Annotated in this window: 17 protein-coding genes; 6 read left to right on the forward strand and 11 right to left on the reverse strand. The window is 73.5% G+C overall.

Annotation, left to right across the window (positions count from 1 at the left end; translation table 11 throughout):
• Positions 1–7: 7 nt before the first annotated feature.
• Both MNZ27_RS00635 and MNZ27_RS00640 read right to left on the reverse strand, forming a co-directional pair.
• The gene (locus MNZ27_RS00635) at positions 8–1,402 is read right to left on the reverse strand and encodes an ATP-binding protein (RefSeq protein ID WP_242392081.1); all 1,395 of its coding nucleotides are present in this window, start codon (positions 1,400–1,402) and stop codon (positions 8–10) included.
• Entirely contained in the window at positions 1,399–2,094 is a 696-nt protein-coding gene (locus tag MNZ27_RS00640; protein WP_242392098.1) for a GTP-binding protein, read from the reverse strand. Before MNZ27_RS00640 ends, MNZ27_RS00635 begins: the two co-directional genes overlap by 4 nt.
• Before the next feature lie 249 nt (positions 2,095–2,343).
• Between MNZ27_RS00640 and MNZ27_RS00645 the strand changes: the two genes are divergently transcribed.
• Entirely contained in the window at positions 2,344–4,080 is a 1,737-nt protein-coding gene (locus tag MNZ27_RS00645) for a sensor histidine kinase (protein ID WP_242392082.1), read from the forward strand.
• 598 nt (positions 4,081–4,678) lie between these two features.
• Positions 4,679–5,725, forward strand: coding sequence for an HNH endonuclease (locus MNZ27_RS00650; RefSeq protein WP_308197884.1), 1,047 nt, complete (start codon positions 4,679–4,681; stop codon positions 5,723–5,725).
• Positions 5,726–6,159: 434 nt separating this feature from the next.
• Here the strand turns inward: MNZ27_RS00650 and MNZ27_RS00655 are convergent, their stop codons facing one another.
• From MNZ27_RS00655 to MNZ27_RS00695, 9 genes are all read right to left on the reverse strand, one after another.
• Complete coding sequence (locus MNZ27_RS00655) at positions 6,160–8,250, reverse strand: ATP-dependent DNA helicase (protein ID WP_408629667.1); 2,091 nt, start codon at positions 8,248–8,250, stop codon at positions 6,160–6,162.
• Positions 8,247–8,654 (reverse strand): hypothetical protein, encoded by a 408-nt coding sequence (locus MNZ27_RS00660; protein ID WP_242392083.1) that lies wholly within the window; start codon positions 8,652–8,654, stop codon positions 8,247–8,249. The genes MNZ27_RS00655 and MNZ27_RS00660 overlap by 4 nt, the downstream gene beginning before the upstream one ends.
• A 120-nt stretch (positions 8,655–8,774) precedes the next feature.
• Positions 8,775–9,668, reverse strand: a complete 894-nt coding sequence (locus MNZ27_RS00665; RefSeq protein WP_242392084.1) for a site-2 protease family protein — start codon at positions 9,666–9,668, stop codon at positions 8,775–8,777.
• A 49-nt stretch (positions 9,669–9,717) separates the two neighbouring features.
• Positions 9,718–11,832 carry a penicillin-binding protein activator gene (locus tag MNZ27_RS00670; protein WP_242392085.1) on the reverse strand — a complete coding sequence of 705 codons (2,115 nt, stop codon included), beginning with the start codon at positions 11,830–11,832 and terminating at the stop codon, positions 9,718–9,720.
• A 141-nt stretch (positions 11,833–11,973) separates the two neighbouring features.
• On the reverse strand, positions 11,974–13,107 hold the full coding sequence (gene dnaJ / locus MNZ27_RS00675; RefSeq protein WP_242392086.1) for a molecular chaperone DnaJ: 1,134 nt from the start codon (positions 13,105–13,107) through the stop codon (positions 11,974–11,976).
• A gap of 121 nt (positions 13,108–13,228) precedes the next feature.
• Positions 13,229–15,052 carry a molecular chaperone DnaK gene (gene dnaK, locus MNZ27_RS00680; protein WP_242392087.1) on the reverse strand — a complete coding sequence of 608 codons (1,824 nt, stop codon included), beginning with the start codon at positions 15,050–15,052 and terminating at the stop codon, positions 13,229–13,231.
• Between the two features lie 30 nt (positions 15,053–15,082).
• Positions 15,083–15,826 (reverse strand): nucleotide exchange factor GrpE, encoded by a 744-nt coding sequence (locus MNZ27_RS00685; RefSeq protein ID WP_242392088.1) that lies wholly within the window; start codon positions 15,824–15,826, stop codon positions 15,083–15,085.
• 184 nt (positions 15,827–16,010) lie between these two features.
• A complete protein-coding gene (gene hrcA / locus MNZ27_RS00690; protein ID WP_242392089.1) occupies positions 16,011–17,081 on the reverse strand; it encodes a heat-inducible transcriptional repressor HrcA in 1,071 nt (356 codons plus the stop codon).
• 15 nt (positions 17,082–17,096) lie between these two features.
• Positions 17,097–17,792: a tetratricopeptide repeat protein gene (locus MNZ27_RS00695; RefSeq protein ID WP_242392090.1), complete on the reverse strand. Its 696-nt coding sequence runs from the start codon at positions 17,790–17,792 to the stop codon at positions 17,097–17,099.
• Positions 17,793–17,998: 206 nt separating this feature from the next.
• Between MNZ27_RS00695 and mfd the strand changes: the two genes are divergently transcribed.
• From mfd to MNZ27_RS00715, 4 genes are all read left to right on the forward strand, one after another.
• Positions 17,999–21,688 carry a transcription-repair coupling factor gene (mfd, locus tag MNZ27_RS00700; RefSeq protein WP_242392091.1) on the forward strand — a complete coding sequence of 1,230 codons (3,690 nt, stop codon included), beginning with the start codon at positions 17,999–18,001 and terminating at the stop codon, positions 21,686–21,688.
• 241 nt (positions 21,689–21,929) lie between these two features.
• On the forward strand, positions 21,930–22,979 hold the full coding sequence (locus MNZ27_RS00705; protein ID WP_242392092.1) for a peptidylprolyl isomerase: 1,050 nt from the start codon (positions 21,930–21,932) through the stop codon (positions 22,977–22,979).
• 49 nt (positions 22,980–23,028) lie between these two features.
• On the forward strand, positions 23,029–23,973 hold the full coding sequence (locus MNZ27_RS00710; RefSeq protein ID WP_242392093.1) for a peptidylprolyl isomerase: 945 nt from the start codon (positions 23,029–23,031) through the stop codon (positions 23,971–23,973).
• Positions 23,970–24,974, forward strand: a complete 1,005-nt coding sequence (locus MNZ27_RS00715) for a peptidylprolyl isomerase (protein WP_242392094.1) — start codon at positions 23,970–23,972, stop codon at positions 24,972–24,974. The genes MNZ27_RS00710 and MNZ27_RS00715 overlap by 4 nt, the downstream gene beginning before the upstream one ends.
• Positions 24,975–25,052: the final 78 nt, after the last annotated feature.

Genomic DNA, 25,052 nt, shown 5'->3' on the forward strand with positions numbered 1-25,052 from the left:
CGCGCCCTCACCGAACACCGCCCGCCGCGGCGGCGGAGGGGACGGGGGTGACGAGCGGGCCGGCCGCCGCGGATCGGATCGGGAGGACCACGGTGAAGGTGGAGCCGGCGCCCGGGGCGGAGCGCACCTGCACCTCCCCGCCGTGGGCCTCGACGTAGCTCTTCACGATGGCGAGGCCGAGGCCGGCGCCGCCGTACTCGCGCGTCGTCGAGCCGTCCACCTGGAAGAAGACCTCGAACACCTTCGCGAGGTGCTCCTCCGAGATGCCGATCCCGCTGTCGGTCACGTGGATCGCGAGCCGCTCGCCGCCCAGCGCCTCGCCGCGCACCACGACGCTGCCGCCGGCCGGGGTGAACTTCACCGCGTTCGAGCAGAGGTTCACGAGGCACTGCCGGAGCTTGTCGCGGTCCGCGTGGATCCGCGGGAGCTGCACCGGCTCGCACGAGACCTTGAGCCCCCGCTTCCTGGCGAGCGGGAGCAGCGTCGCCACGGCGTCGCGCATGAGCTGGCAGACGTCCACCTCGGAGAGCACGAGGCGCACGCGCCCCGCCTCGATCTTGGAGATGTCGAGGATGGAGGTGATGAGCTGCAGCAGGTTCTCGCCCTTCTCCATGATGATGCCGAGGTACTCGCGCTGCTCGGCGGTGAGCGGGCCGCCGAGCCCCTCGAGCATCATCTCGGAGTAGCCGATCACGCTCGTGAGCGGGGTCCGGAGCTCGTGGCTCATGGTCGCGAGGAAGCTCGACTTGAGCCGGTCGAGCTCCTTGAGCGCCGAGTAGCTCTCCGCGAGCTTCTGGTTCTTCTCGGAGAGCTCGCGGTAGCTCTCCCGCACCGCCTCGATGTGGAGCTTCGCGGCGATCAGGTTCTTGTGGCCGGTGAAGACGAGCACGTCCACGAGATCCATGAAGTGCTTCAGGATCTTCCCGGCGGTGCCCATGGGCACCCGGCGGATCTTGGACTGGTAGCTCGCCGCGCGCCGCGGGTCGAGGTCGGCGTGGCCGAGGAGCGCCTCGGGCAGCTCGCGCTCCTCCTCCGGGACGAACGGGCCGAACACCACGCGGCCGAGGCAGTCGCCCTCGTAGAGGATGGGCTGGACCACGTAGCGGCACCCGGAGAAGCAGGCGAAGGTGACGGGCCGGGCCTCCTCCGCGAGGCGCTCCGACTTCACCCGCCCGACCGTCTCCATGCACCGCGCGCGGCCGGCGGGCTTCGACCAGAGGTACCCGCAGAAGTCGGCGTTGCCGACCTTCACGTCCACCAGGCGGTTTCCCTCCTCGTCGAAGACCTTGAGGCCGACCCGGTACAGCTCGGAGAACGAGTGGCAGACCTCCGCGAACGAGCGGAGGTCGAGCAGATCGGCGAGCGGGAGCCGCTGGTTGAGGAACGACGGCGGGAGGCTCATCGCCCGGCGGCCCCCTCGGCCGGGAGGTGCGTCCCCCGCAGATCGACGTGGGAGAAGATCTGGCCGAGGAACTCCCTCTCGGGGATCTGCAAGCGCTCGTCGAGGGAGAACGCCCGGTCGAGGCTCCGGTAGCACCGCTGCAGGACGGCGTAGAGCGTCTCGACGACCCCCTCGCCGCGGATCGCCACCGCCGGCAAGACCGGCGGCTGGATCACGCTGCGGAGATCGTCGAGCTCGCCGTCGCCGCGGGCGTCCGGGAGGTCGCGCTTGTTCATCTGGACGACGATGGGCAGGGACCGCCAGTCGAGCCCGTTCGCCTCCAGGTTCTTCAGCATGTCGTTCCAGTACGCGAGCGTGGACGCGGCCTCGCTCCGCCGCGAGTCCGCCACGAACGCCACCGCGTCCGAGCCCTGGAGGACGATCCGCCGGGTGGACTCGTGCATCACCTGGCCCGGCACCGTGTAGAGCTTCAGCTTCACCTTCACGCCCGACCTGGTGCGGAAGAAGACGGGCATCATGTCGAAGAAGAGCGTCCGGTCGTCCTTCGTGTCGAGCGTCATCAGGCGCCCGCGGACGCACGGGTCGATCTTCTGGAAGAGCGACTGGAGGTTCGTCGTCTTCCCCGACAGCGCCGGGCCGTAATAGACGACCTTCACGGCGATCTCGCGGCTGTCGGAGTTGAACAGGACCATGTGCGGGCTCGGATCGCCGGGCACCGTGCCGGGCGCGGGTACTCTACCCGATCGCGGAATGGGTCGTCCCGTCGTCGTCCAGTCCCACGCGCGAGGGGGGACCTGCGCCGTCGCGGCACGCCGGCGCCGCCGCGCCGGCCACGCCGGGATCGCGGGCCGCCGGACCTCGCCGTCCCTCTTGACCACGAACTTACCCTGCGGGGGCCTTTGATCTAGACTCAGGTGCGGGGGAAGGAGCAAGCATCCGACATGGACGGTACCGTCCCGCCGCGCAACGCCGACGTCCCCGAGTCGGAGATCGCGGAGCGGCTCCGGTGGCTGCTCGGCCTCCGCTGGCTCATCGTCCCCCTGTTCGTCGCGGTGGACGTGGCGAACGACCTGCTCACGAACCGCCGCGCGCCCTGGACCGCCCTGGGGATCGGCGGGCTGCTCCTCGCCGCGAACGGCCTCTACTCCTACCAGCTCTCCCGCAGGATCTCCGCCGCGGCGCTCCTCCGCTGGGCCCGCTTCGAGTCGGCGGTGGTGGTGGCGATCCCGGTCCTGGTGGCGTTCCTCCACGGCGAGAGCGCGAGCGCGCTCCGCTTCGGCGTGCTCGTCGGCGTGGTGGGCGCCGCGGCGATCCTGCCGCGCAGCTCCGAGGTGGCGGTGGTGGGGATGTGGGCGATCTGCGCGGTGATCGTCGGTGACGCGGTCGCCGCCGGGTTCGACCCCGCCCGCATCCCGCCCGGCGCCGTCGCGCGCTGGGCCATGGAGGGCGGGATCATCGTCACGGTGTCCGTGATCGCCTGCCACCTCCACTCGACCCGCGAGTGGGCGCTCCAGCGCCTCGGCGCCACGCAGGAGAAGCTCGACCGCGCCCAGGGCGAGTGGGAGACCGCGTTCGACGGCCTCCACGAGCTGGTCTTCACCACCGATCGCGCGGGGCGGATCCTGCGCGCGAACCGCGCCTTCGCGCGGCGCCTCGCGGCCCGCCCGCACGAGCTCGTCGGGCGGCGCCTCGCCGAGGTGCTCGCCGGCCACCCGGACCGCTGGTGGTCCGTGCCGGGCGACGGGATCGTCGAGGTCGAGGACCCGCTCTTCGACACCGTCTTCGAGATCTCCTCGACCCGCAACGGCGACCGCGTGATCCGGATCGCCCGCGACGTGGGCGAGGAGCGCCAGCTCTACGCCCGCCTCGTCCAGGCGGACAAGCTCGCCGCCGTCGGCGTCCTCGCCTCCGGCGTCGCCCACGAGATCAACAACCCGACGGCCTTCGTCACCTCGAACCTGACCGAGCTGAAGCGCTACCTCGGCGCGTACGAGGGCGCGATCTCCGAGCTGGCCGAGCTCGGGATGCAGGCCGGCCGGGCGAACGAGGTCCGGGCCCTGCTCGCGCGCGCGGAGGTCGCCTTCGCGCGCCGCGAGGCGGGCGCCTCGGTCTCCGACAGCCTCGTCGGCATGGGGCGCATCGAGCAGATCTCGACCCACCTCCGCTCCGTCGCCCGGCGCGACCTGACCGGCGAGCCGGCGGGGCCGGTGGACCTCGGCGAGGTCCTGCAGATGGTCGTGCGGACCGCGTCGGCGGATCTGCGCGCCGCGTCCGCCCAGGTGGACCTGGCCGGCCCCGTCCACGTCATCGGCCACCGGGGCGAGCTCGTGGACGTGGTGCTGAACCTCGTCGTGAACGCGATCCAGGCCCGCGAGGAGGGGCGGCCCAACCACGTCACCCTCTCCCTCTCCCGCGAGGGCGCCTCCGGCGTGATCCGGATCCAGGACACCGGGCGGGGGATCGCCCCCGCGCACATGAAGCGGCTGTTCGAGCCGTTCTTCACCACCAAGGCGGCCGGCGAGGGGACCGGGCTCGGGCTCTCCCTCGCGCGGCGGATCGTCCTCGCGCACGGCGGCTCGCTCGACGTGTCGAGCGAGCTCGGCGTCGGCTCGGTGTTCACGGTCCGCCTGCCCGCGCTCGAGAGCGAGCGCGCCGTCCCGGCGGCGCCGGCCGCGTAGCGGGTGGTCAGCGGCGCCCGCTCGCGTCAAGGTGCTGCGGCGCTCGACGCCCGCCTGCGTGGGGGGAGGCTCCTCCCTGCGCCGCTCGTGAATCCGGTTCGGATTTCCTCATGCCCTCACGACGAAGAGGAGGCCCGGTCGCGGCGGGACCTCGCAGGCGAGCGCCCTTGAATGACGAGCGGTCTGGGCTCAAGAGGATGGAAAGGCCGGGGCGCCGCAGTGCATGGGAACCGTCTGCGCAAGATCGGCCCCGAAGAGGCCCGCGTTTCACCGAGAGCGCTACGAGCCTTCGCCGGCAGCGCGACCCTGACGCGCGTCCGCTCGTTCGCGAGGCGGCGAACGGTTTCACGGTGAGCGTTGGGCCGCAACCCTTTCGCGGGAACCCCAGTTTCACCATTCGGCGGTTGACGCATTTTCCGGTCGGTGACGCTTCACGAGCCCGGATCGTCCGATAAGGCCTCCCCCCGCAGCCCCGCGCGGGCGCCGTGCGGCGCGAGTCCGCGCGGAGGCGAGGCGCGAGGACGGGCTTTCGTTCTCGCGCCTGGCGCCGAATGCGTGCGTCTGGGGAGGCCGCGAGATCGCGTGAGACCATCGGTTCATGCACGCACGCGATCTCTCCGCCCGCCTCTCCGAGCTCCTCCGCCGCGAGCACGACTGCATGGCCGACTTCCTGGTCGCCCTCGCCGACTTCGATCGCCGCCACCTCTGGCGCGACCTGGGCCACGCGAACCTCTTCTCCTTCCTCCACCGGGACCTCGGCCTCTCCAAGGGCGCCGCGTTCTACCGGAAGACCGCCGCCGAGCTCGTGCAGCGCTGCCCGGAGATCATCGAGCCACTCCGGGACGGCAGGCTCTGCTTCACCAGCGTGGTCGAGCTCGCGAAGGTCCTCACCCCGGAGAACCGCGGCGAGGTGCTGCCCCGATTCTTCCACCGCTCGAAGCGCGAGGCGCGGGAGGTCGTGGCGGAGCTGAAGCCGGTCGAGGCACCGCCGCGCCGGGAGGTCATCACCGCGGTGCGCAGTCCGGCTCCTTCGGCGGCGGCCGTGGTGGAGCTTCCGGTCGCGGCAACCGACGCGACCGTGCCGGCGAAGCCGCCCGAGACCGCCGCGCCGTGCGGTTGGCCAGCAGAACACCTCGATGCCAACTCTCCGCGCGCGGCGGCGCAGGCCCCATCTTCCCGCGAGTCCCGTGCCGAATCGGTCGAGCCGCTCAGCGCCGACCTCCGGCGGCTCCACTTCAACGTCTCCCGCCGCTTCATCGAAAAACTCGAGGCGGCGCGGGATGCGCTCTCCCACTCCCACTTCGGCGCCGGCACCGAGGAGATCCTGGAGGCCGGCCTCGACCTCCTCCTCGCCCGGAGCGCCAAGCGGAAGGGGCTCGTGCAGAAGCCGCTCGCGGAGCGCAGGCCCTCGCAGCCGGATCACATACCCGCCGCGGTGAAGCGCGCCGTCTGGATCCGCGACGGCGGCCGCTGCCAGTACCCCCTCGACTCCGGCGGCATCTGCGGCTCGACCTGCCAAGGCCCTCGGCGGTCGGCCGACGATCAAGAACATTCGCCTCCTTTGCCGGGCTCACAACCAGCGCGCCGCTCGGGAGGCCTTCGGGGACGCCTTGATGGACCGCTATACGCGCCGGTCGAACGATGAGCTCTTCGACCCCGCATCCGTTGAGCCACCGGGAACGCCGTCGCCGCGCGCAGCGAAGAAGAAGCGCTCAGGGTGAGCGGATGACCGGCCCCGCTCTCGGACGACGCTCACGGGGCCTACGTGCGGCCACCGGACCTGCTCCAGCGCTCCCGGCGCCCCCACGGCGCGCGGCCGAGAGCCGCGGCGAGCGCCTCATCATGTCGCTGGAGCACGGGCTTCTTCGGGGCCGATCTTGTCACTCCGATTCCCGGCCCGCGGAGGCGTCCTGGCCTCCACCTCCTTCCCGAGCCAGCACCACGTTTGCCGTGCAGGCGCGCCCGCACTCGCGGGCCCCAGCGCCTTCCAGGCACGCCTCCGCTAGTCGGCCATCGTGTGCCCCCGCTCGGCGACTGCATCGTGTGCCTCGCGACGGTCGATGCAAGCGGGCGGCGCCCTCAGCGCCCCGGCGCGCCTTCCCACCACCGCCGCGCGTCCTCGATCGTCCGGAGCAGCGGCGTCTTCGGGAGCGTGGCGAGGAACGCGCGGCCGTAGCTCCTCGTGACGAGGCGCCGGTCGAGCACCGCGACGAGGCCGCGATCCTCCCGGGTCCGCACGAGCCGCCCGAACCCCTGCCGCAGCGCGAGGGCGGCGGCGGGGACCTGGAGCTCGGCGAAGCCGTCGCGCCCGGCCTCCTCGAGCGTCCGCAGGCGCGCGGCGACCACCGGATCGCCGGGCGGCGCGAAGGGGAGCCGGTCGATGACCACGAGCGAGAGCGCCTCGCCGGGGACGTCCACGCCCTCCCAGAAGCTCGCCGTCGCGAACAGGACCGACGGCTCCGCCTTGAACTCCTCGAGGAGCCGCGACTTGGGCCGCTCCCCCTGGAGCAGGAGCTGGTAGGGGAGCGCGCGGCAGGCCCGGTGGAACGCGAGCATGTTGCGCGTCGAGGTGCAGAGCACGAAGGCGCGCCCGCCCGTGATGTCGGTGAGCTCGCGGATCGCCTCCGCCGCCTCGGCGACGAAGGCGGGGTCGTTCGGCTCGGGGAGGCTCGCGGGCGAGACGAGCGCCGCCTGCCGCTCGAAGTCGAAGGGCCCGGGGAACCGGACCTCCTCCACGTCGAACTCCGGGGCGAGCCCGACCTGCCGGCGGAAGAACTCGAAGCGCCCCTGCGCCGCGAGCGTGGCGCTCGTGAAGACGGCCGTGTCGGTCCGCCGGTAGAGCCGCTCCTGGAGCTCGTCGGCGACGTCGATCGGCGCGGCGTGCAGGAACACGCCCCGGCCGCGGACCTCGCCGAAGTACACCCGCGACGGCTCCTTCATGGCCGTCACCGCGGCGAGCTCCACCCGGAGCTCCCCGGCGCGCCGCCCGATCAGCTGGAGCTGCGGGCTCTCGGCGTCGGAGAGCAGATCGCGGAGGGTCCCGAGCGCCGCGTCGAGCCGCCCGAGCTCCCGCCCCGCCGGGTCGAGGACGTCCTCGGTGAGCGGCGCCTTCACCGCCTCCTCTCTCCGTGCACCCTGGGCGTAGCCGCCGCGCCGCGGCGACGCGGTCGAAGGGTCACCCCGAGGGGAGCCGCCCTGCGGCGGGAACAGGCTCGAAGGGTCGCCCTGGGCGTAGCGGCCGCGCCGCGGCCGGGCGGTCGAAGGGCCGCCCCGCAGGCCGTCCGCGACCGCCTGGAAGAAGCGCTCCCCGGCCTTGCGCAGCTCACCGGTCGCCTCCTTCATCATCGTGCCGAGGTCCGGCCGGTCGGCCACCACGCGGAGCGCGTCGCGGGAGAGCTCGTCCACCCGGAACGACGAGACCTGGAGGCCGAAGTACTCCGTCGCGACGTCCTCGATCGCGTGGGCCTCGTCGAAGACCACCACGTCGTGCTCTGGCAGGATCTCCACGCCGGCGCGGGACGTCCGCATGGCGAGGTCCGCGAAGAAGAGGTGGTGGTTCACGAGCAGCACGTCCGCCTCGGCCGCCCGGGCGCGGGCGCGGGTGACGAAGCACTCCTCGTAGCGCGCGCACTCGCGCCCGAGGCAGTTCTCGCTGGTGGCGGAGAGGTCGCGCCAGGCGTGGAGCTGGTCGGGGAGGTCGAGCTCCGCCCGGTCGCCGGTCGCGGTCTCGCGCGCCCACGCCTCGATGCGCGGCCAGAGCGGCGCCTCGTCCCGCGAGGCGAAGGTGGGGGCGCGCGCGAACTCCTCGCCGCGGGCGAGGCAGTAGTAGTTCGAGCGGCCCTTGAGGTAGGCGGCGGAGAGCTCCAGGCCGCAGCGCTCCCGCAGGAGCGGGATGTCCTTCCCCCAGATCTGCTCCTGGAGCGTCTTCGTCGCGGTGGAGACGATCACGCGGCGGCCCGAGAGGATCGCCGGGACGAGGTAGGCGAGGGTCTTGCCGGTGCCGGTCCCGGCCTCGGCGACGAGGTAGCCGCGGCGGGCGATGGCGTGCTCGACGGCGCGGGCCAGGGCGAGCTGGTCCTCGCGGTGCTCGTAGCCGGGGAGCGCCGCGGCGAGGCGGCCGCCGGCGCCGAGCACGTCGTCCACGGTGAGCGGGGCGGGGGAGGCGATCAATGGGAGCCCGGGAGGAGCAGCGCGGCGTCGCGCCAGAGGAGGACGAGGGCGGCGACGAGCAGCGCGACCAGCAGCCCGATCGCCACCACCTTCAGCGCCCGCGGGGCGACCGCGGGCAGGCGGGTCCGGGGGACGAGCGCGAGCCCGGCGGCGGTGGCGCGCTTCACCACCTCGTCCCGGAAGCGGCGCGCGACGGCGTCGTCCGGGCGCGCGTCGAGCACCGCCCGGTAGCGGCCGCCGGCGACGGCGAGCCCTTCGAGGTCGCGGAAGCGGGCGAGGTACTCTTGGTGAACCTTCTCGTCGCCCCAGGCGGCGACCACCCGGGCCCAGGCCTCCGGCTCGGGGTCCGGCGGCGCGGCCGCGGGCGCGCCGGGCGCGTCCAGCGCCGCATCCGGCGCGGGCACAGCGGACGCGCCCTCGCCGGGCGCGGCGGGCGCGGCCTCACCAGGCGCATCGGGGGCGTCGTGCAGATCGTCGGGAGCCATCGCGGGTTCGGGCGGAGTCTACCCCAAGGCGGCCCGTTCCTAGAACGACACCGGAACGGGGACGAAGGTCAGGACGAAGAGCGCGATCGAGAGGAGCGCGATCCCCCGCCGGCCGGGCGAGAGCGGCTCCTCGACCAGGGCGGGCGGGTGATCCAGCCGGATCACGAACCGCGTGAGCGCCCACCAGACGATCCAGCTGAACGACACGAAGACGCCGGCGAGGAGGAGCCCCGCGGAGAGCACCCGCCCGATCGCCCGCGCGCGCCGCCCGCCCAGCCAGGCGTAGACGACGTGCCCCCCGTCGAGCTGCCCGAGCGGCAGGAGGTTCAGGGTGGTCACGAACAGCCCGAGCCAGGCGGCGAGGGCGACCGGGTGGAGGAAGACGTCGGTGCCGGGCGGGCGGCTGCCGAGCACGAGCCGCTCGACGGCGAGCGTGAGCAGGCTGTCGCCCAGCACCATGGGGCCCGTCCCCGCCGCCGCAGGGGCGGCGCGGCCGGCGAGCCAGTCCCGGAGCATGCCGAAGGGCGCCGCGGCCGCGTGCGCCTGGCTCGCGAGATCGACGGCGCGGACCTCGGAGTGCGCGCAGCCCCAGGCGAGGAGCGGCACCGCGACGAGGACGCCGGCGAGGGGCCCGGCCGCGCCGATGTCGAGCGTCGCGCGGCGCGAGGGGAGGCGCGACCGGATCCGGATCACCGCGCCGAGCGTGCCGAAGCCGAACGGGATCGGAATGAAGTACGGCAGGGACGAGTCCACGCGGTGCCGGCGCGCGAGCACGTAGTGCCCCATCTCGTGCGTGCCGAGGATCGCGACGAGCGCCGCGGAGAACGCGACGCCGCCGAGCAGCGCGGTGGTCGCGATCGTGGCGAGGAACAGCGCGGCGGGGAGCGCGGGGAAGCGGGCGCGGGCCGGCGTGCGTACGAGGACGTCCTCCATCCGGCTCGAAACCTAATCCGCGCGCGGTGGCGGGGCCACCGGGGCGGGGCTACCCCCCACCGGCGCCCGGCCCGGCCAGCTCTTCCCGGGTGAGCTCGCGGAGCCCGTCCCTGTCCACCGTGAGGAAGAACAGCTCCTTCTCCGGCGTCCGCTTCGGGCCGATCGTGATGTCGCCGGTCGCGCCCTCGAACCCCTTCACCGCGGCGAGCGCGTCGCGGAAGGCGGGGCGGGTCTGCACCTTGCGCGCGAGGATCAGCTCGCGCGCCATCCGCGCCGCGTCGTGCGCCGACGCCTCGAGGATCGTCGGCGTCTGCCCCGGGTACTTCCGCGCGAAGGCCTCCACGAAGGCCCGGGTGGCGGGGCGCGCGGACCCGGCGTAGAAGCCGTCCACGAAGATCGCGCACCGGACGTAGCGGCCGGCGCCGCCGGGGGAGGTGTCGAAGAGGCTGGGATCGGCCCCCCAGCCGTTCGCGCCGAGGAGCTGCACGGGCCGGAGGTCCGGGCGGTGCATGGTCCGCCGCAGCCGCGCGATCTCCTCGGGCATGCAGGTCTGGGTCACCACGTCCTCGACCGCCAGGGCCGGGGTGATGAGCCGCACGTTCCGCGAGAAGTCGGGGATGAAGATCGCGTCGAAGTCCATCACGGGCGCGAGCCGCGCGCGCGCCTTCTCCATCGCCTTCCGGCGCCGGAAGGGGTCCTTCTCCCGCTCCGCGATCTCGCGGGCCTCCTGCTGGAAGTCGGTCCGGGCCTCGAGGTGGCTCTTGCCGACCAGGTCCTTCACGAGCGGCGTGAAGGTGGTCCGGTCGGCGGCGTAGGCCTCCTCGGCGCGCATCACGCCGCCGCGCGCCGCGACGTCGGCCCGGAACGCTGTCGCGAGCTCCACGCCGTAGGGGATCTGCGGGTACATGACGGCGAACCGCTTCATCCCGCGGCGGCCCATCGCGAAGTCCACCAGCGCCCGCGCCTGGGCGCTCGCGGTGAGCATGTTCTGGAACACGTTCGGCCCCGCGTCGGTCACCCCCTCCTGCTTCGAGAGGGAGACGAACGGGAGCTGCAGCTCCTCGGCGGTCGTGGCGGCGCGCTCGGCCTCGGCGTTGGTGACGCCGCCGATCACCATGATCGCCCCCTCCTCCAGGGCGAGCGCCTCGAGGGCCTGGGCCGCGCCGTCGGGCTCGCCGCGGGTGTCGCGCACCACGAGCCGGACCCCCGGCGCGCCGTCGAGGGCGACGCCGACGCCCTCCAGGATCGCCTCGCCCCAGCGCTTGTAGTTGCCGGAGAGCGGCACGGCGACGCCGACCACGTTCGGGCGGACGAAGGTGAGCTTGGCGATGCGCTGCGCGATCCCCTGCGCGTCCCGGGCGTAGGGGCCGCTCGGCCAGCGCATGAACACCTCGCGGGCGAGCTGCTCGGCGCGCGGGTAGTCGCGGAGGTGCATCGCGATGCGGGCGGCCTTCATCGTGAGGGCCGGCTGCACCGGCGCGTCGGCGGGGAGCGACTCGCGGAGCCGCGCGACGTCCGCGTCGGCCAGCCGATCGACCGCGTCGGCGGCCCGCGTCACGGCCTGGGCCCGCGCGTCGCCGGTCCCCCGCGCCGCGACCTCGTTGAGCCAGCGCACCGCCTCGGGCATCGCCCCGGCCGCCTCGGCGGCGGCCGCCGCCTGCGCCGCGGCCTGCGGTCTCCAGCCCTCGGGGAGGCGGGGGTAGATGGAGTCGAGGGTCTGGAGGGCGTCGCGCGCGCGGCCCATCGCGACGTCGGCGAGGGCGAGCGTGTACCTCGCCTCGTCGGCGCGCGGGTAGAGCGGGTGCTCGGCGAGGAGCGTCCCGATCGCCTGCGCGGCCCGCTCCGGCCGGCGCGCCGCGAGGAGCAGGTTGCCCGCCTCGTGGAGCGCGGTGGCGGCGGAGGCGTCCCCGCGGTGACGGTGGGCGAAGGAGAGGAGCCGCTCCGCGCCGGCCTCGGGCGCCAGCCGCCTGGCCTCGGCGCGCGTCGCCTCGAGCTCGGCCCGCGCCGCCTCGCTCGCCGGGGCCGGCGCCGCGGCCGGGCGGGCAGGCGCGGGCGCCGGGAGGACCGCACCGGGCCGCTCCGGCTCGTTCACGACCACCGCCCGGTTCGGGCAGCCTACGAGCAGGAGGAGGAGAGGAACGGCGAGCATTCGGCGGGCGCGCATGGATCCCGGGTCTACAGCGGAAACACCGGGGTGGGAAGGAGGCTTCCCTGCCGCCGGCATCCTCCCGGACCGCGCACCCGCCTGCGAACCCGGCACCCTGCCCGTCACCCCGGTCCGTGGCCGGATCGCCGAGGCCGCGGGTTACGCCTTCCTCGACTCCCGGAGCAGATCGCCGACCTTCTGCCAGAACGACCGGGCGCGGGGGTTGGTCTCCTCGCCGGAGAGCGCGGCGAACCGCTCGAGGAGCTCGCGCTGCTCCTTCGAGAGGTGGGTCGGGGTCTCCACCGCGACGCGCACGTGCTGATCGCCGCGCCCGCCGCCCCCGAGCGAGGGGATGCCGCGCCCCTTGAGGCGGAAGACCTTCCCGGTCTGCGTGCCGGCGGGGATCTTGAGCACGTCCTTGCCGTCGAGGGTCGGGACGTCGATCTGGCCGCCGAGGGCGGCCTGCGCGAAGGAGATGGGCATCTCGCAGAGGACCTCGGTCCCCTCGCGGCTGAAGATGGGGTGCTCGCGCACCTGGATCACGACGTACAGGTCGCCCGGCCTCCCGTTCGGCACCGGGGGCGCCTCGCCGCCGCCCTCGACCTTCACCGCGGTCCCGGTGTCCACGCCGGGCGGGATCTTCACCTCGTAGGTCGCCCGCTCGCGGGTGGAGCCCGCGCCGCCGCAGGTCGGGCACTTGTCCACGATGACCTGGCCGGAGCCGCCGCACTGGTGGCAGGTCCGGGCGATCGAGAAGAAGCCCTGGGTGAGCCGGATCTCGCCCTGCCCGTGGCAGGTGGGGCAGGTCCGCGGTCCGGTGCCGGGCTTCGCCCCGGACCCCTTGCAGGCGTCGCAGAGCTTCGAGCGCGGGATGGTGATCCGCGCGGTGGCGCCGAAGGCGGCCTCCTCGAAGGTGAGCTCGTGGTGGTAGCGCAGGTCGGCGCCGCGGGTGCGGGCCCGGGTGCGCCGGCCGCCGCCGAACATCTCGCCGAAGATGTCGCCGAAGATGTCGTTCACCGACGCGGCGCCGCCGAAGCCGAAGCCCTCGAACCCGGCGCCGTTCGCGTGTCCGAAGCGGTCGTAGTTCGCGCGCTTCTCCTCGTCGGAGAGCACCGCGTACGCCTCGGACGCCTCCTTGAACTTCTCCTCCGCCTCCTTGGAGCCCTGGTTCTTGTCCGGATGGTACTGGTGGGCGAGCTTGCGGTAGGCGGACTTGATGGTCGGGCCGTCCGCGTCGCGGGCGACCCCGAGGACCTCGTAATAGTCTCGCTTTTCCGCAGTACTTCCAGGCATTTCGGCGTCCAGGTGCTAGGGGTTCGCGGCGAATATAACGCACGGGAGCGGGCTGACAATTCGCCCCGCCCCCGGCCACGGCTCCCGGCGAGCGCGGGACGCGGCTCCTGCCCGGCCCCGGCTAGCTCCCGCCCTGCTGGGCGTAGATGGCGTCGGCGATCCGGTAGGCCGAGCCCTCGAGCCGGGCGAGCGCCTCCCTGATCGCGTCCGCGTCGTCGCGGGGGAGGAGCGCCTTCAGCGCGTCGAGGTCGGCGCGGATCTCGGCCAGGTCCTCGGGCTTGAGCACGCTCCCGTACTCCTCGAGGCTCTTCTCGGTCGTGTAGACGAGCCCCTCGGCGTTGTTCCTCAGGTCGGCGAGCTCCTTCTTCACCTTGTCGTCGGCCTTGTGGGTCTCCGCCTCCTGGACCATCCGCTGGATGTCCTCCTCGGAGAGGCCGGAGGAGGCGGTGATCCGGATCTGCTGCACCTTCCCGGTGCCGAGGTCCTTCGCGGAGACGTGGACGATGCCGTTCGCGTCGATGTCGAAGGTGACCTCGATCTGGGGGACGCCGCGCGGCGCGGGCGGGATGCCCACCAGCTCGAAGCGGCCCAGCGTCTTGTCGTCGGCCGCCATCTCGCGCTCGCCCTGGAGCACGTGGACGGAGACGAGGGGCTGGTTGTCCACCGCGGTGGAGAAGACCTGCGACTTCTTGCAGGGGACGGTGGTGTTCTTCTCGATGATCTTCGTGAACACGCCGCCGGCGGTCTCGACGCCGAGCGAGAGCGGGCTCACGTCGAGGAGGAGGACGTCCTTCACCTCCCCCTTCAGCACGCCCCCCTGGATCGCGGCCCCGACCGCCACCACCTCGTCGGGGTTCACGCCCTTGTGCGGCTCCTTGCCGAAGAACCGCTTCACGACCTCCTGCACCTTCGGCATGCGCGTCATGCCGCCGACCAGGATCACCGTGTCGAGCTGGCCGACGGTGACGCCCGCGTCGCGGAGGGCCGTCTTGCACGGCTCGATGGTCCGCTCGACCAGGTCGCCGACCAGCTCCTCGAGGGTGGCGCGGTCGATGGTCTCGGCGAGGTGCTTGGGGCCGGTGGCGTCGGCGGTGATGAACGGGAGGTTCACCTCCGTCTCGCCGGCGGACGAGAGCTCGTGCTTCGCCCGCTCCGCGGCCTCCTTGAGCCGCTGGAGCGCCATCCGGTCCTTCTTGAGGTCGATCCCGTGCTGCGCGGCGAACCGCCCGGCGAGCCAGTCGATGATCCGCTGGTCGAAGTCCTCGCCGCCGAGGAAGGTGTCGCCGTTCGTCGCCTTCACCTCGAACACGCCCTGGTTCAGCTCGAGGATGGTGATGTCGAAGGTGCCGCCGCCGAGGTCGTAGACCGCCACCTTCTCGCCCTTGCCGGCCTGCTGCTTGTCGATGCCGTAGGCGAGGGCGGCCGCGGTCGGCTCGTTGATGATGCGGAGCACGTTCAGGCCGGCGATGCGCCCCGCGTCCTTGGTGGCCTGGCGCTGGGCGTCGTTGAAGTAGGCGGGGCAGGTGACGATCGCCTCGGTGACCGGCTCGCCGAGGTAGTCCTCCGCGGTCTGCTTCATCTTCGCGAGGATCATCGCGGAGACCTCGGACGGCGAGTGCTTCGCCCCGGCGATCTCCACCCACGCGTCCTGGTTGTCGGCGGCCACGATCCGGTACGGGACGAGGCCGGCGGACCGCTTCACCCCGGGGTCGTCGAACTTGCGACCGATGAGCCGCTTCACCACGTAGACCGTGGACTCCGGGTTGGTGATCGCCTGGCGCTTCGCGATCTGCCCGACGAGCCGCTCGCCGCCCTCGGTGAAGGCGACCATCGACGGCGTGGTGCGGGATCCCTCGCTGTTCGGGATCACCACCGCCTCGCCGCCCTCCAGCACCGCGACGCAGCTGTTCGTCGTCCCGAGATCGATGCCGATGACCTTGCTCATCTCGCCGTCCTCGATCGGCGAAGGGGGGCGCTACGGCGCGCCGCCGCCCTCGCCCGTCTCCCCGGCCGCGCCGCCGGCGGGCGCGGCCGGGAGCGCGACCGCCACCCCGACCATCGCCGGCCGCACGAGCCGCTCGTTCAGCGTGAACCCGCGCGCGTGCTCCAGCACCACCGTCCCCGGCGCCGCGTCGGCGGTGGGGACCTGCATGAGCGCCTCGTGCCGCGCCGGATCGAACGGCTGGCCCAGGGCGGAGAAGCCCTTCACGCCGTGCCGCCCGAGGGTCTGCTCGAAGGTCGCCCGCACGAGCTCGACGCCCTTGCGGAGCGGGTCGTCCGGGGACGTCGCCGCGGCGAGGGCGCGATCGAGCCCGTCCACCACGGGGAGGAGGTCCTTGAGGAGCCGCTCGGCCCCGAACTTCTGGATCTCCTCCTTCTCCCTCGCCGCCCGCTTCCGGTAGTTCTCGAGGTCGGCCGCCGAGCGCAGATATCGGTCGTGCGCCTCCTCGAGGCGGCCCAGCGTCTCGCGCGCCTTGGTCTGCGAGAGCTCGAGCTGCGCCTCGAGGCTCTTCACCCGCTCGGCGAGCGCCCCCGCGTCGGCGGGGCGCTCCGCGGCCGGCTCGACCTCGAGCGCGACGCCCTCCGGCGCGCCGGCGGCCTCCGTGACGTGGGCGCCCTGCGCGACCTCGGCGACGTGCTCCACGGAACGGAGCGCCTCCTCCACCGCGTCGGCGGGGATGTCGGCCTGGAAGGCACCCTTCTCGTGGCTGTCGGCCATCGGGTTCGGACTCGCTGATCGGAGAGCGCCCCCGCGCGGCGGGAGCGGCGGTGCGAGCGCACCGAGCGCGCACATCATGTCACACGGCGTCGGGGCCGAACAAGCGGCCGGCGACGGCGACGAGGCCGCGCGCGCCGGCGCCGTTACGCGTGCGCGCGGCGCCGGGCGCGGTGGAGGTGTGGAATCAGCCTCCCTCGACGAGCGCCGCGAGCGCGCGGGAGAGCTGCCGGGCGGTGAGATCCACCAGGGGGATCACGCGGGCGTAGTTCATGCGCGTCGGGCCCACCACCGCGAGCGTCCCGAGCACGTGGCCGCCGAGGCCGTAGGGGGCCGCCACCATCGACACGTCGGCCATCGCGGCGAACTCGCTCTCCGCGCCGATGAAGATCTGGACCTCCTGGGCGGAGAGGACGCGGTCGAGCACCCGCAGGATCCGATCCTTCTCGGCGAAGGCCCGCAGGAGCGCCCGCGCCTTCTGCACGTCCGCGAACTCCGGCGCGTCGAGGAAGCTGTCCTGCCCGTCGACCAGCACGTCGCCGCGGGTCGGGGCGGCGGAGAAGGTCTGCTCGGCGAGGACCAGGGCCTTCTGGAGGAGATCCTGCAGCGCGCTCTGGTCGGCGCGCATGTCGGCGAGGATCCCGTCCCGGAGCGCGGCGAGGTCGAGCTCCCCCTCGCCGGCGCGGGCGAGCTTGCCGGTGAGGTAGCTCGCCGCCCGCTCGAGCTCGGAGGGCTCCATGGGGAACTCGAGCTGGACCAGCTTGTTCGTGACGATCCCCGCCTCCGACACGAACACCGCCAGGACCCGGTTCTCGCGCAGCCGCACGAACTCGAGGTGGCGCAGCGGGTCGATCTTCGGCGGCGGGGTCGTGACCACGCCGGCGTGGTGCGACAGCGAGTGCAGCAGGTCGGCGGTGCCCTCGAGGAGCGCCGAGACGTCGGCGCTCGCGTGGGCGAAGCGCTCGATCCGGTCGCGGTCGGCCACCGACGGCGGGCGGACCTTGAGGAGCGCGTCCACGTAGAGCCGGTAGCCCTTCGCGGTGGGGACGCGGCCGGAGGAGGCGTGGGGCTTCTCGAGGAACCCGAGCGCCTCGAGGTCGGCCATCACGCTGCGGATGGTGGCGGGCGAGCAGTCGAGCTCGTGGCGGGCGAGGAGCGGCTGGCTCGCCACCGGCTCCCCGGTCTGGATGTAGTCCTGGACCAGCGCGCGGAGGATCTCGCGCTCACGCCGGTCGAGCTCGCCCGAGGGCAGCGGCATCGGCGTCCACCCGCTTCACTCCGAGGCGAGGTGCCTCGCGGCCGCCTGGGAGAGCGTCCCGAACCGGCCCTGGCCGACCTCGCGCCAGCGCGCCGCCGCGAGCGCCCGGTCGCCGACCTGCTCGGCGACCAGGGCCTCGAGGTGCGCGCGCTCTTCCGCATATAGATAAGCGAACCCGGCCCGCGCCGCACCGGAGTCGTCGAGCCGCAGCGCCTCGCGGAGCGCATCGCGCGCGGCCGCGCCGTCGCCGCGGGCGTCGGCGAGCACCGCGAGCGCGTACCACGGCTCCGGCGTCGCCGGGTCGATGCCGCGGGCGGTCTCGAGGTACGCCTGGGCCGCCGTGAGGTAGCCCTCGAGCGCGTACAGCTCCCCCAGGTTCACGAGCGCCGCCTGCTGGACCCGGGGGGGCCCGTTCGCCACTGCGTCGTCGAGCAGCCGGCGGGCCGCCTCGGCGTGGCCCTCGAGGTGGTAGGAGACCGCGAGGTCGTTGAGGGCGCCCAGGTCGTCCGGGTTGGCGGTGAGGGCGGCCTCGTAGGCGCCGCGGGCGCCCGCCGGATCCCCCGCGAGCAGCTTCTGCGAGCCCGCGGTCGAGGCGTCGGAGAGCGTCGCCAGGACCGGGACCGCCTCGCCGCTCGGGCGCGGCCCCGCCTCGCCACCGCAGGCGGCGAGGAGGAGCGCGGCGAGCGCGGGGAGGCGGAGGAGTCGTGGCATCGAAGACCGCAATGCACCCTCGGCAGCTTCCCCGCGGGGCAGGGGCGAGTGTAGTGACCAGCGCGCGACCGATCAAGGAAGCGGGCGGTCCCGCGAGCGCGCCGCGGCCCGAGGAGTTATTCAAGGACGCCCGCGTCCCCGGCCGGTGCGCTCCGCCGTGGCGCCCCCGGCCGACGCCTCCTAAGATGCCGCCCTCCGCAGACCCGATGGACACCGCAGAGACGACCAGCCAGACCCCCGACGCGCGCGCGCGCCTGCGCCGCGCCCTCGAGGAGCACCGCCGCGCCGACGTGACCGGCCTCGTCGGCGCCTCCCGCGCCCTCCTCGTCCGGGATCTCCTCGCCCCGGGCCCCGCCCGGGCCCGCACCGTGCTCGCCGTGGCGACGGACGAGGAGGAGGCGGAGGCCCTCGCGAAGGACCTCTCCTTCTTCCTGGGGGGCGGCGCGGTGCTGCGCGTCCCCGCCGACGCCGTGCTCCCCTACGACGACCTCTCCCCGGATCGGGGCGTGGAGATGGACCGGCTCGCGGCGCTGGCGCGGCTGCACCTCGCCCCGGAGGCGGCCAAGGCGGTGGTGATCTCCGCCCGCGGCCTCGCGCGCCGCGTCCTCCCGCGCCGGGTCTTCGAGGCGGGCTCGGACCTCCTCGGCAAGGGGATCGAGATCGACCGCGAGGCGCTCGCGGCCAAGCTCGTGCTCCTCGGCTTCACGCGGACCCCGCTCGTCGAGGACCCGGGCACGTTCGCGGTGCGCGGCGGGATCGTGGACCTCTGGAGCCCCGCCGACGAGAAGCCGGTCCGGCTCGAGTTCTTCGGGGACGAGATCGAGAGCTGCCGGGCCTTCGACCCCGAGACGCAGCGGAGCGAGGGGGACGTCCCGGAGGTGCTGCTCTGCCCGGCCCGCGAGGCCCTCTTCAGCGAGGACGGGAAGGAGGCGGCGAAGGCGGCCGTCCGCGACGCGGCCGAGCGCGTGAACCGCCCGACCTCGCGGGTGCGGGAGGTCCTGGACGCGATCGACGGCGGCACCCCGTTCTTCGGGATGGAGGCGCTCCTCCCCGGCTTCCACCGGGGCGGGCTCGGCACGCTGTTCGACTACCTCCCGGCCGGCACCGCGATCTACCTCGACGACGCCGCCGGCGTGGAGGAGGCCCTGCACGAGCTCGAGGCCGAGCTCGCGCGCGAGCACGAGGACGCGGTGCGGCGCGAGGAGCTGGTGCTCCCGCCCGGGGAGCACTTCCTCCCGGCCGAGGAGGCGCTCGCGCGGGCCCTCGAGCGCCCCACGGTCCGCCGCCACCGGGTCTGGCTCGGCACCGGCGAGCCCGTCCGGCTCGCCCTGGCCGAGACGGCGGGGCTGCGCGCCGAGATCGAGGGGTCCCGCGGCGAGGACGGCGCCCTCGCGCCCCTGATCCGCCGGCTCGAGGACTGGCGCCGGCGCGGCATCACCGCGGTGGTCGCCTGCGGCACCGCCTCGTCCTCGGAGCGGCTCCGCCGCCTCCTCGAGGATCGCCGCCAGCAGCCCCGCGTCCACACCGGGCCGCCCGGCGAGCCGCGCGAGCTCTACGACCCGGCCGTCCACGTCCACGTCTTCGCCGGCGAGATCTCCGCCGGGTTCGTGGACGCCGGGGCGGGCCTCGCGGTCCTCTCCGACGAGGAGATCTTCGGCCGCCGGGTGCGGAAGAAGGCGCGCCGGACCTCCGACGAGAACGCCTTCGCCGCGGCGTTCCGCGAGCTCAACGAGGGGGACCTCGTCGTCCACGTCGAGCACGGGATCGCCCGGTACCAGGGGCTCACCAAGATGCAGATCCGCGGGGTGGAGGGCGACTTCCTCGTCCTCGCCTACGACGGCGCGGATCGCCTGTACCTCCCCGTCGCCAAGCTCCGGCAGGTCCAGAAGTTCACCGGCGCCTCCCCGGAGTCGATCCGGCTCGACCGGCTCGGCGGCTCGTCGTTCGCGCTGCGCAAGGCGCGGGTGAAGGAGCAGCTCCTCAAGATGGCGGCGGAGCTCCTCGACATCTACGCGGCGCGCGCCGCCCACCCCGGCTTCCAGTACCCGGAGCCGGACGAGGTCTACCGCGAGTTCGAGGCGGAGTTCCCCTGGGAGGAGACGCCGGACCAGGCGAAGGCGATCGACGACGTCCTGCGCGACATGCGCAAGGGGCGGACCGGCCCGGCCCAGAGCGCCCCGATGGACCGGCTCGTCTGCGGCGACGTGGGCTACGGCAAGACCGAGGTCGCGATGCGGGCGGCCATGCTCGCCGTCCTCTCCCACAAGCAGGTGGCCATCCTCGTCCCGACCACCGTCCTCGCCGCCCAGCACGAGCGCACCTTCCGGGAGCGGTTCAAGGGCTACCCGGTCCGGATCGAGGCGGTCTCGCGCATGAAGACGCACGAGGAGACGAAGGGGCTCCTCCGCGACGCCTCGGCGGGCAAGGTGGACATCCTCATCGGCACCCACCGGCTCCTCGGAGCCGACGTGTCGTTCAAGGACCTCGGCCTGGTGGTGGTGGACGAGGAGCAGCGCTTCGGCGTCGCCCACAAGGAGCGGCTCAAGAAGCTCCGCAAGCTCGTGGACGTCCTCACCCTCACCGCCACCCCCATCCCGCGCACGCTCCACATGAGCCTCGCCGGGGTGCGCGATCTTTCGATCATCGCCACGCCGCCCGAGGACCGCCGGGCGATCCGCACCTTCGTGATGAAGTTCGACCCCGCCGCGGTGAAGGAGGCGGTGGAGAACGAGCTCAAGCGCGGCGGGCAGGTCTACTTCGTCCACAACCGCGTCCGCTCCATCGGCGCGATCGAGCGGTTCCTGCACGACCTCGTGCCGCAGGCCCGCATCGGCGTCGCGCACGGGCAGATGGGCGAGGGGAAGCTCGACGAGGTGATGAGCCGGTTCGTGGACAAGGAGCTGGACGTCCTCGTCGCGACCTCCATCGTCGAGTCCGGCCTCGACATCCCGGCGGCGAACACGATCATCGTGAACCGGGCCGACCACTTCGGCCTGTCGCAGCTCTACCAGATCCGCGGCCGCGTCGGCCGGAGCCGCGAGCGCGCCTACGCGTACCTGCTCGTGCCGGCCCGCCGCCCGGTGACGAAGGACGCGCAGAAGCGGCTCGAGGTCCTCCAGCGGTTCAGCGAGCTCGGCGCGGGCTTCAAGATCGCGAGCCACGACCTCGAGATCCGCGGCGCCGGCAACCTGCTCGGCAAGGACCAGTCGGGCCAGATCGAGGCGGTCGGGTTCGAGCTCTACCAGGACCTGCTCGGCGAGGCGGTCCGCGAGCTCAAGGGCGAGGCGCCCCGCGAGGACGTGGATCCGGACGTGCAGCTCCCGGTCCCGGCGTTCATCCCGGACCCGTACATGCCGGACGTCCACCAGCGGCTCTGGTTCTACAAGCGCCTCGCGCAGGCGGCGTCCGACGAGGACCTCGACCAGGTCCGCGCCGAGATGATCGACCGCTGCGGCGACCCGCCGGACGAGGTGGACGCCCTCTGCGACCTCATGGCGGTGAAGGTCCGGCTCCGCGCCCTCCGCATCCGCGCCCTCGAGTCCGGGCCGGGGCGGCTCGTCTTCACCCTGGGCGAAGCGGCGGCGCTCGACCCCTTCCTCCTCGCCAAGCAGGTGCAGGGCTCGCAGGGGCGGCTCCGGCTCACCCCGGACATGAAGCTGGTCGCGACCATCGGCCCGCCCCCCGCGCCGAAGCCCGCGAAGGGTGCGTCCGGCAAGGGCGCGAAGGTCGCGAAGGGTGCGAAGGGCGCTGCGGCGCGCAGGCCCGCGCCCGCCGCCCCGCCGGCCGCGCTCGCGCCCCCGCCCACGCCGGCGCAGCAGGCGGCGAGCGGCCGGGAGCTCCTCCAGGCGGCGCGCGCCGCGCTCGCCGAGCTCGCCCACTGCGCCCGGCCCGAGTGACGGCCTCGCGGCCGCCCGCGTCGAACCGGCGCGGGCGACCCGCGAGCCCCGCGTCCCGGCGCGCAGGCAACGGCGGCGAGCAGCCTGGCGGGGGGCCGGATCCTTGATCACCGGGTCGTTCCATGCTTTTTTCTGCCGTCGGACGCTCGGGCGGGCCCCACGGCAACGGAACAACGTCTCCGATTTGCGCGTTCGCACGCCAGGTCCCTTTCCCACCACCAGCCCAGAGGAGCTTCCCTCCATGCTGCGTCGCTATGTCGTCCTTGGTCTCGCCGCGTCGGCGATCGCCGCCTGCAGCCCGCAGTCCGGCCCGCGGAAGACCGGGCCCGCCGTCGCCAAGGGCAACGGCGTCACCATCACCGCGGACGAGTTCAAGGCGCGCCTCGACGAGCAGTCGCCGTTCATCCGCGCCCGCTACAGCACGCTCGAGCGGAAGAAGGAGTTCCTCGACAGCCTGATTCGGTTCGAGGTGCTCGCCCGCGAGGCGGAGAAGCAGGGGCTCGCGAACGACCCCGACGTGCAGCTCACCCTGAAGAAGATCATGGTCCAGAAGCTCGTCCAGAAGCGCTTCCAGGACCAGAACGCCGCGCCGCTGCCCGACGCCGAGCTGCAGGCCTACTACGACCAGCACCGCGACGACTACGTGAAGCCGAAGCGGGTCCGCGCCTCGGCGATCGTCTTCAACGCGCCCGAGGGGACGCCGGATCGCGCGAAGAAGACGGACCTCGCGAAGAAGGCGCTCGCGAAGGTGAAGGCCGAGGAGAAGACGAACGCCATGGCCTTCGCGCAGGCCGTCGGCGAGTTCTCCGAGGACGGCGCCTCGAAGCCGATGGCCGGCGACCTCGCGTTCAAGACCCAGGCGGAGCTCGAGCAGGCGTACGGCAAGGAGCTGGCCTCGGCGGTCTTCACCCTCAAGGCCGGCGAGACGTCGGGCGTGATCCAGGGGAAGCAGGGGCTCTACATCGTGAAGGTGACCGGGCAGCAGGAGGAGATGAACCGGACCTTCGACCAGGTGAAGCCCCAGATCTCGGCCCGCCTCTCCCGCGAGAAGAAGACGAAGGAGTTCGACGACTACCTGAAGAAGCTGCGCGCCGACGCGAACGTCCAGATCGACGAGAAGGTGCTCGACGGCGTGCAGATCGCGCCCGCGCCCGCCGACGGCGGCATGATGCCGGGCATGCCTGGAATGCCGGGCATGGGCCACCCGGGCATGGGCGGCCCCATGGTCATGCCGAACGCGCCCGCCGGCCGGCCGACCGCCACGCCGACCCGCGCCCCCGCCGCGAAGTAGCGATCCGGGCGTGCGCCAAGGCGGCTCGACGCGAGCGGGTCTCGTCCCCATGAGAACCCTGCCCCTCATCCTGGCCGGCGCGCTCGCGGCGGCCTGCGGCAAGTGGGGGGGCGGCGCCCCGGGCGCCCCCCTCGCGAAGACCGTCGCCGTGGTGAACGGCGAGCCCATCGCCGGGGACGCCCTCGCCCGCGAGCTGCGCGACGCGCAGGCGGGCGCCGACGGCGCGCCCGCGGCGACGGGCGACGTGCTCCGCAAGCGCGTCCTCGACGACCTGGTGGACCGGGCGCTCCTGCTCCAGCAGGCGCGCGCCCGGTCCGTCGCCGTCGGCCAGGACCAGGTCGAGCGCGCGTTCCTCCGGCTGCGGGCCGAGTACCCGGGCAGCCACTTCGAGGACCTGCTCGCGCAGCAGCGGCTCAGCCAGGCGGAGCTCAAGGCGCGCCTGAAGGAGCAGCTCACCCTCGAGCGGCTCTTCGAGCAGGAGGTCTTCCCGCAGGTGAAGGTGCCGGACGCGGAGGTCGAGCGGTACTACGCCGCGCACGGCGCCGAGTTCGAGGAGCCGGAGCGGGTCCGCGTCCTCCAGATCGTCGTGGCGTCGAAGGAGGAGGCGCAGCAGATCAGGGACCGGCTCCGGGCGCACCCCCAGACCTTCGCCGAGGTGGCCCGCAGGTCGTCGATCGCGCCGGAGGGCAAGAGCGGCGGCGACCTCGGCTTCATCGGGAAGGGCTCCGGGTTCCCGGAGGTCTTCGACGTCTGCTTCACGCTCCCTCCCAACGCCATCTCCGACGTGACCCCCTCCCCTTACGGCTTCCACATCTTCAAGGTCGTCGAGAAGCGGCCCGCCCAGCGCCGGACGCTCGAGCAGGCCCGGCCGGCGATCCTCGAGAAGCTCGGCCGCGACCGGCGGACCGCCGCGCAGGACGAGTACGTGGCCGCCCTCCGCAAGCGCGCGAAGATCACGATCGACGAGAAGGCCCTCGCCGCGGTGACCCCGTGAACCTCTCCCCCTCGCTCGCCCTCGCCGCCCTCCTCGCCCTCGCCGGACCGGCGCCGGCCGTCGCGGCGCCGGGCGCCGTGACCCGCGTCCCCCTCGATCGCGTCGCGGCGACGGTGAACGGCGAGGTCGTGACCTACGTCGAGCTCGTGCGCCGCGCCGGGTCCTCCTACGAGCAGGCGCAGCAGCTCCCGCCCGGGAAGGCCCGCGACGAGGCGGTGGCCGAGGCGCTCCGCAAGGCGTTCGATCTCGTCGTCGCGGACCGGCTCTTCCAGGCGCAGGCGAAGGAGCTCGACATCGAGATCACCGACGCCCAGGTCGACGCGCAGATCGAGGACATCAAGAAGCGGAACAACTTCGACGACGCCGCCTTCCAGGCCGCCCTCCGTCAGGAGGGGCTCGATCTCCAGGCGTTCCGCGCGCAGATCCGCGCCCAGCTCCAGAACTACTCGCTCCTCCAGGCCAAGATCGGCAACAAGGTCAAGACCACCGACGAGGACCTCCGCAACTACTACCAGTCGCACCCGCAGGAGTTCGAGGGCGCCGAGGAGGTCCACGTCCGCCACATCTTCCTGCCCATCCCCGCCGGCGCCTCCGACGCCCAGGTCGCGAAGGTGCAGGCCGAGGCGCAGCGGGTGGTGCAGCGGCTCAAGGCGGGGGCCGACTTCGCCCAGATCGCGAAGGCCGTCTCGAAGGGGCCGGCCGCCGACGACGGGGGCGATCTCGGCTGGATCCGCCGCGGCACCCTCGATCACGCCCTCGAGGATCCCGCCTTCGCCCTGAAGGCCGGCCAGATCTCCGATCCCATCCGCTTCGGCCCCGGGTTCCACGTGCTCCGGGTGGACGAGCGCCGCCGCGGCGGCGGCAAGACGTTCGAGGAGGCGCGCGAGGAGATCCGCGCCCGCCTCGTCGAGGAGCAGGGCGAGACCTACCGCAAGCAGTACATCGCCGAGCTCCGCCGCGACGCGCTCATCGACGTGAAGCTCCCCGAGCTGAAGCCGTGACGGTGGCCGGACGGGATCGCAGGGCGGCGGCGCCGTCCGCCGCCGCGGCGCGCGCGCTCCCGGGCGCCGGATCGGCCC

The sequence above is a fragment of the Anaeromyxobacter oryzisoli genome, from assembly GCF_022690765.1.
Lineage (GTDB): Bacteria > Myxococcota > Myxococcia > Myxococcales > Anaeromyxobacteraceae > Anaeromyxobacter > Anaeromyxobacter oryzisoli.

Coding starts and splice junctions, on each gene's coding strand:
- MNZ27_RS00695 (WP_242392090.1), bottom strand. CDS start 17,792: ATGCCACGACTCCTCCGCCTCCCCGCGCTCGCCGCGCTCCTCCTCGCC.
- dnaK (WP_242392087.1), bottom strand. CDS start 15,052: ATGAGCAAGGTCATCGGCATCGATCTCGGGACGACGAACAGCTGCGTC.
- MNZ27_RS00685 (WP_242392088.1), bottom strand. CDS start 15,826: ATGGCCGACAGCCACGAGAAGGGTGCCTTCCAGGCCGACATCCCCGCC.
- MNZ27_RS00645 (WP_242392082.1), top strand. CDS start 2,344: ATGGACGGTACCGTCCCGCCGCGCAACGCCGACGTCCCCGAGTCGGAG.
- MNZ27_RS00665 (WP_242392084.1), bottom strand. CDS start 9,668: ATGGAGGACGTCCTCGTACGCACGCCGGCCCGCGCCCGCTTCCCCGCG.
- MNZ27_RS00640 (WP_242392098.1), bottom strand. CDS start 2,094: ATGGTCCTGTTCAACTCCGACAGCCGCGAGATCGCCGTGAAGGTCGTC.
- mfd (WP_242392091.1), top strand. CDS start 17,999: ATGGACACCGCAGAGACGACCAGCCAGACCCCCGACGCGCGCGCGCGC.
- dnaJ (WP_242392086.1), bottom strand. CDS start 13,107: ATGCCTGGAAGTACTGCGGAAAAGCGAGACTATTACGAGGTCCTCGGG.
- MNZ27_RS00710 (WP_242392093.1), top strand. CDS start 23,029: ATGAGAACCCTGCCCCTCATCCTGGCCGGCGCGCTCGCGGCGGCCTGC.
- hrcA (WP_242392089.1), bottom strand. CDS start 17,081: ATGCCGCTGCCCTCGGGCGAGCTCGACCGGCGTGAGCGCGAGATCCTC.
- MNZ27_RS00650 (WP_308197884.1), top strand. CDS start 4,679: ATGCACGCACGCGATCTCTCCGCCCGCCTCTCCGAGCTCCTCCGCCGC.
- MNZ27_RS00670 (WP_242392085.1), bottom strand. CDS start 11,832: ATGCGCGCCCGCCGAATGCTCGCCGTTCCTCTCCTCCTCCTGCTCGTA.
- MNZ27_RS00635 (WP_242392081.1), bottom strand. CDS start 1,402: ATGAGCCTCCCGCCGTCGTTCCTCAACCAGCGGCTCCCGCTCGCCGAT.
- MNZ27_RS00705 (WP_242392092.1), top strand. CDS start 21,930: ATGCTGCGTCGCTATGTCGTCCTTGGTCTCGCCGCGTCGGCGATCGCC.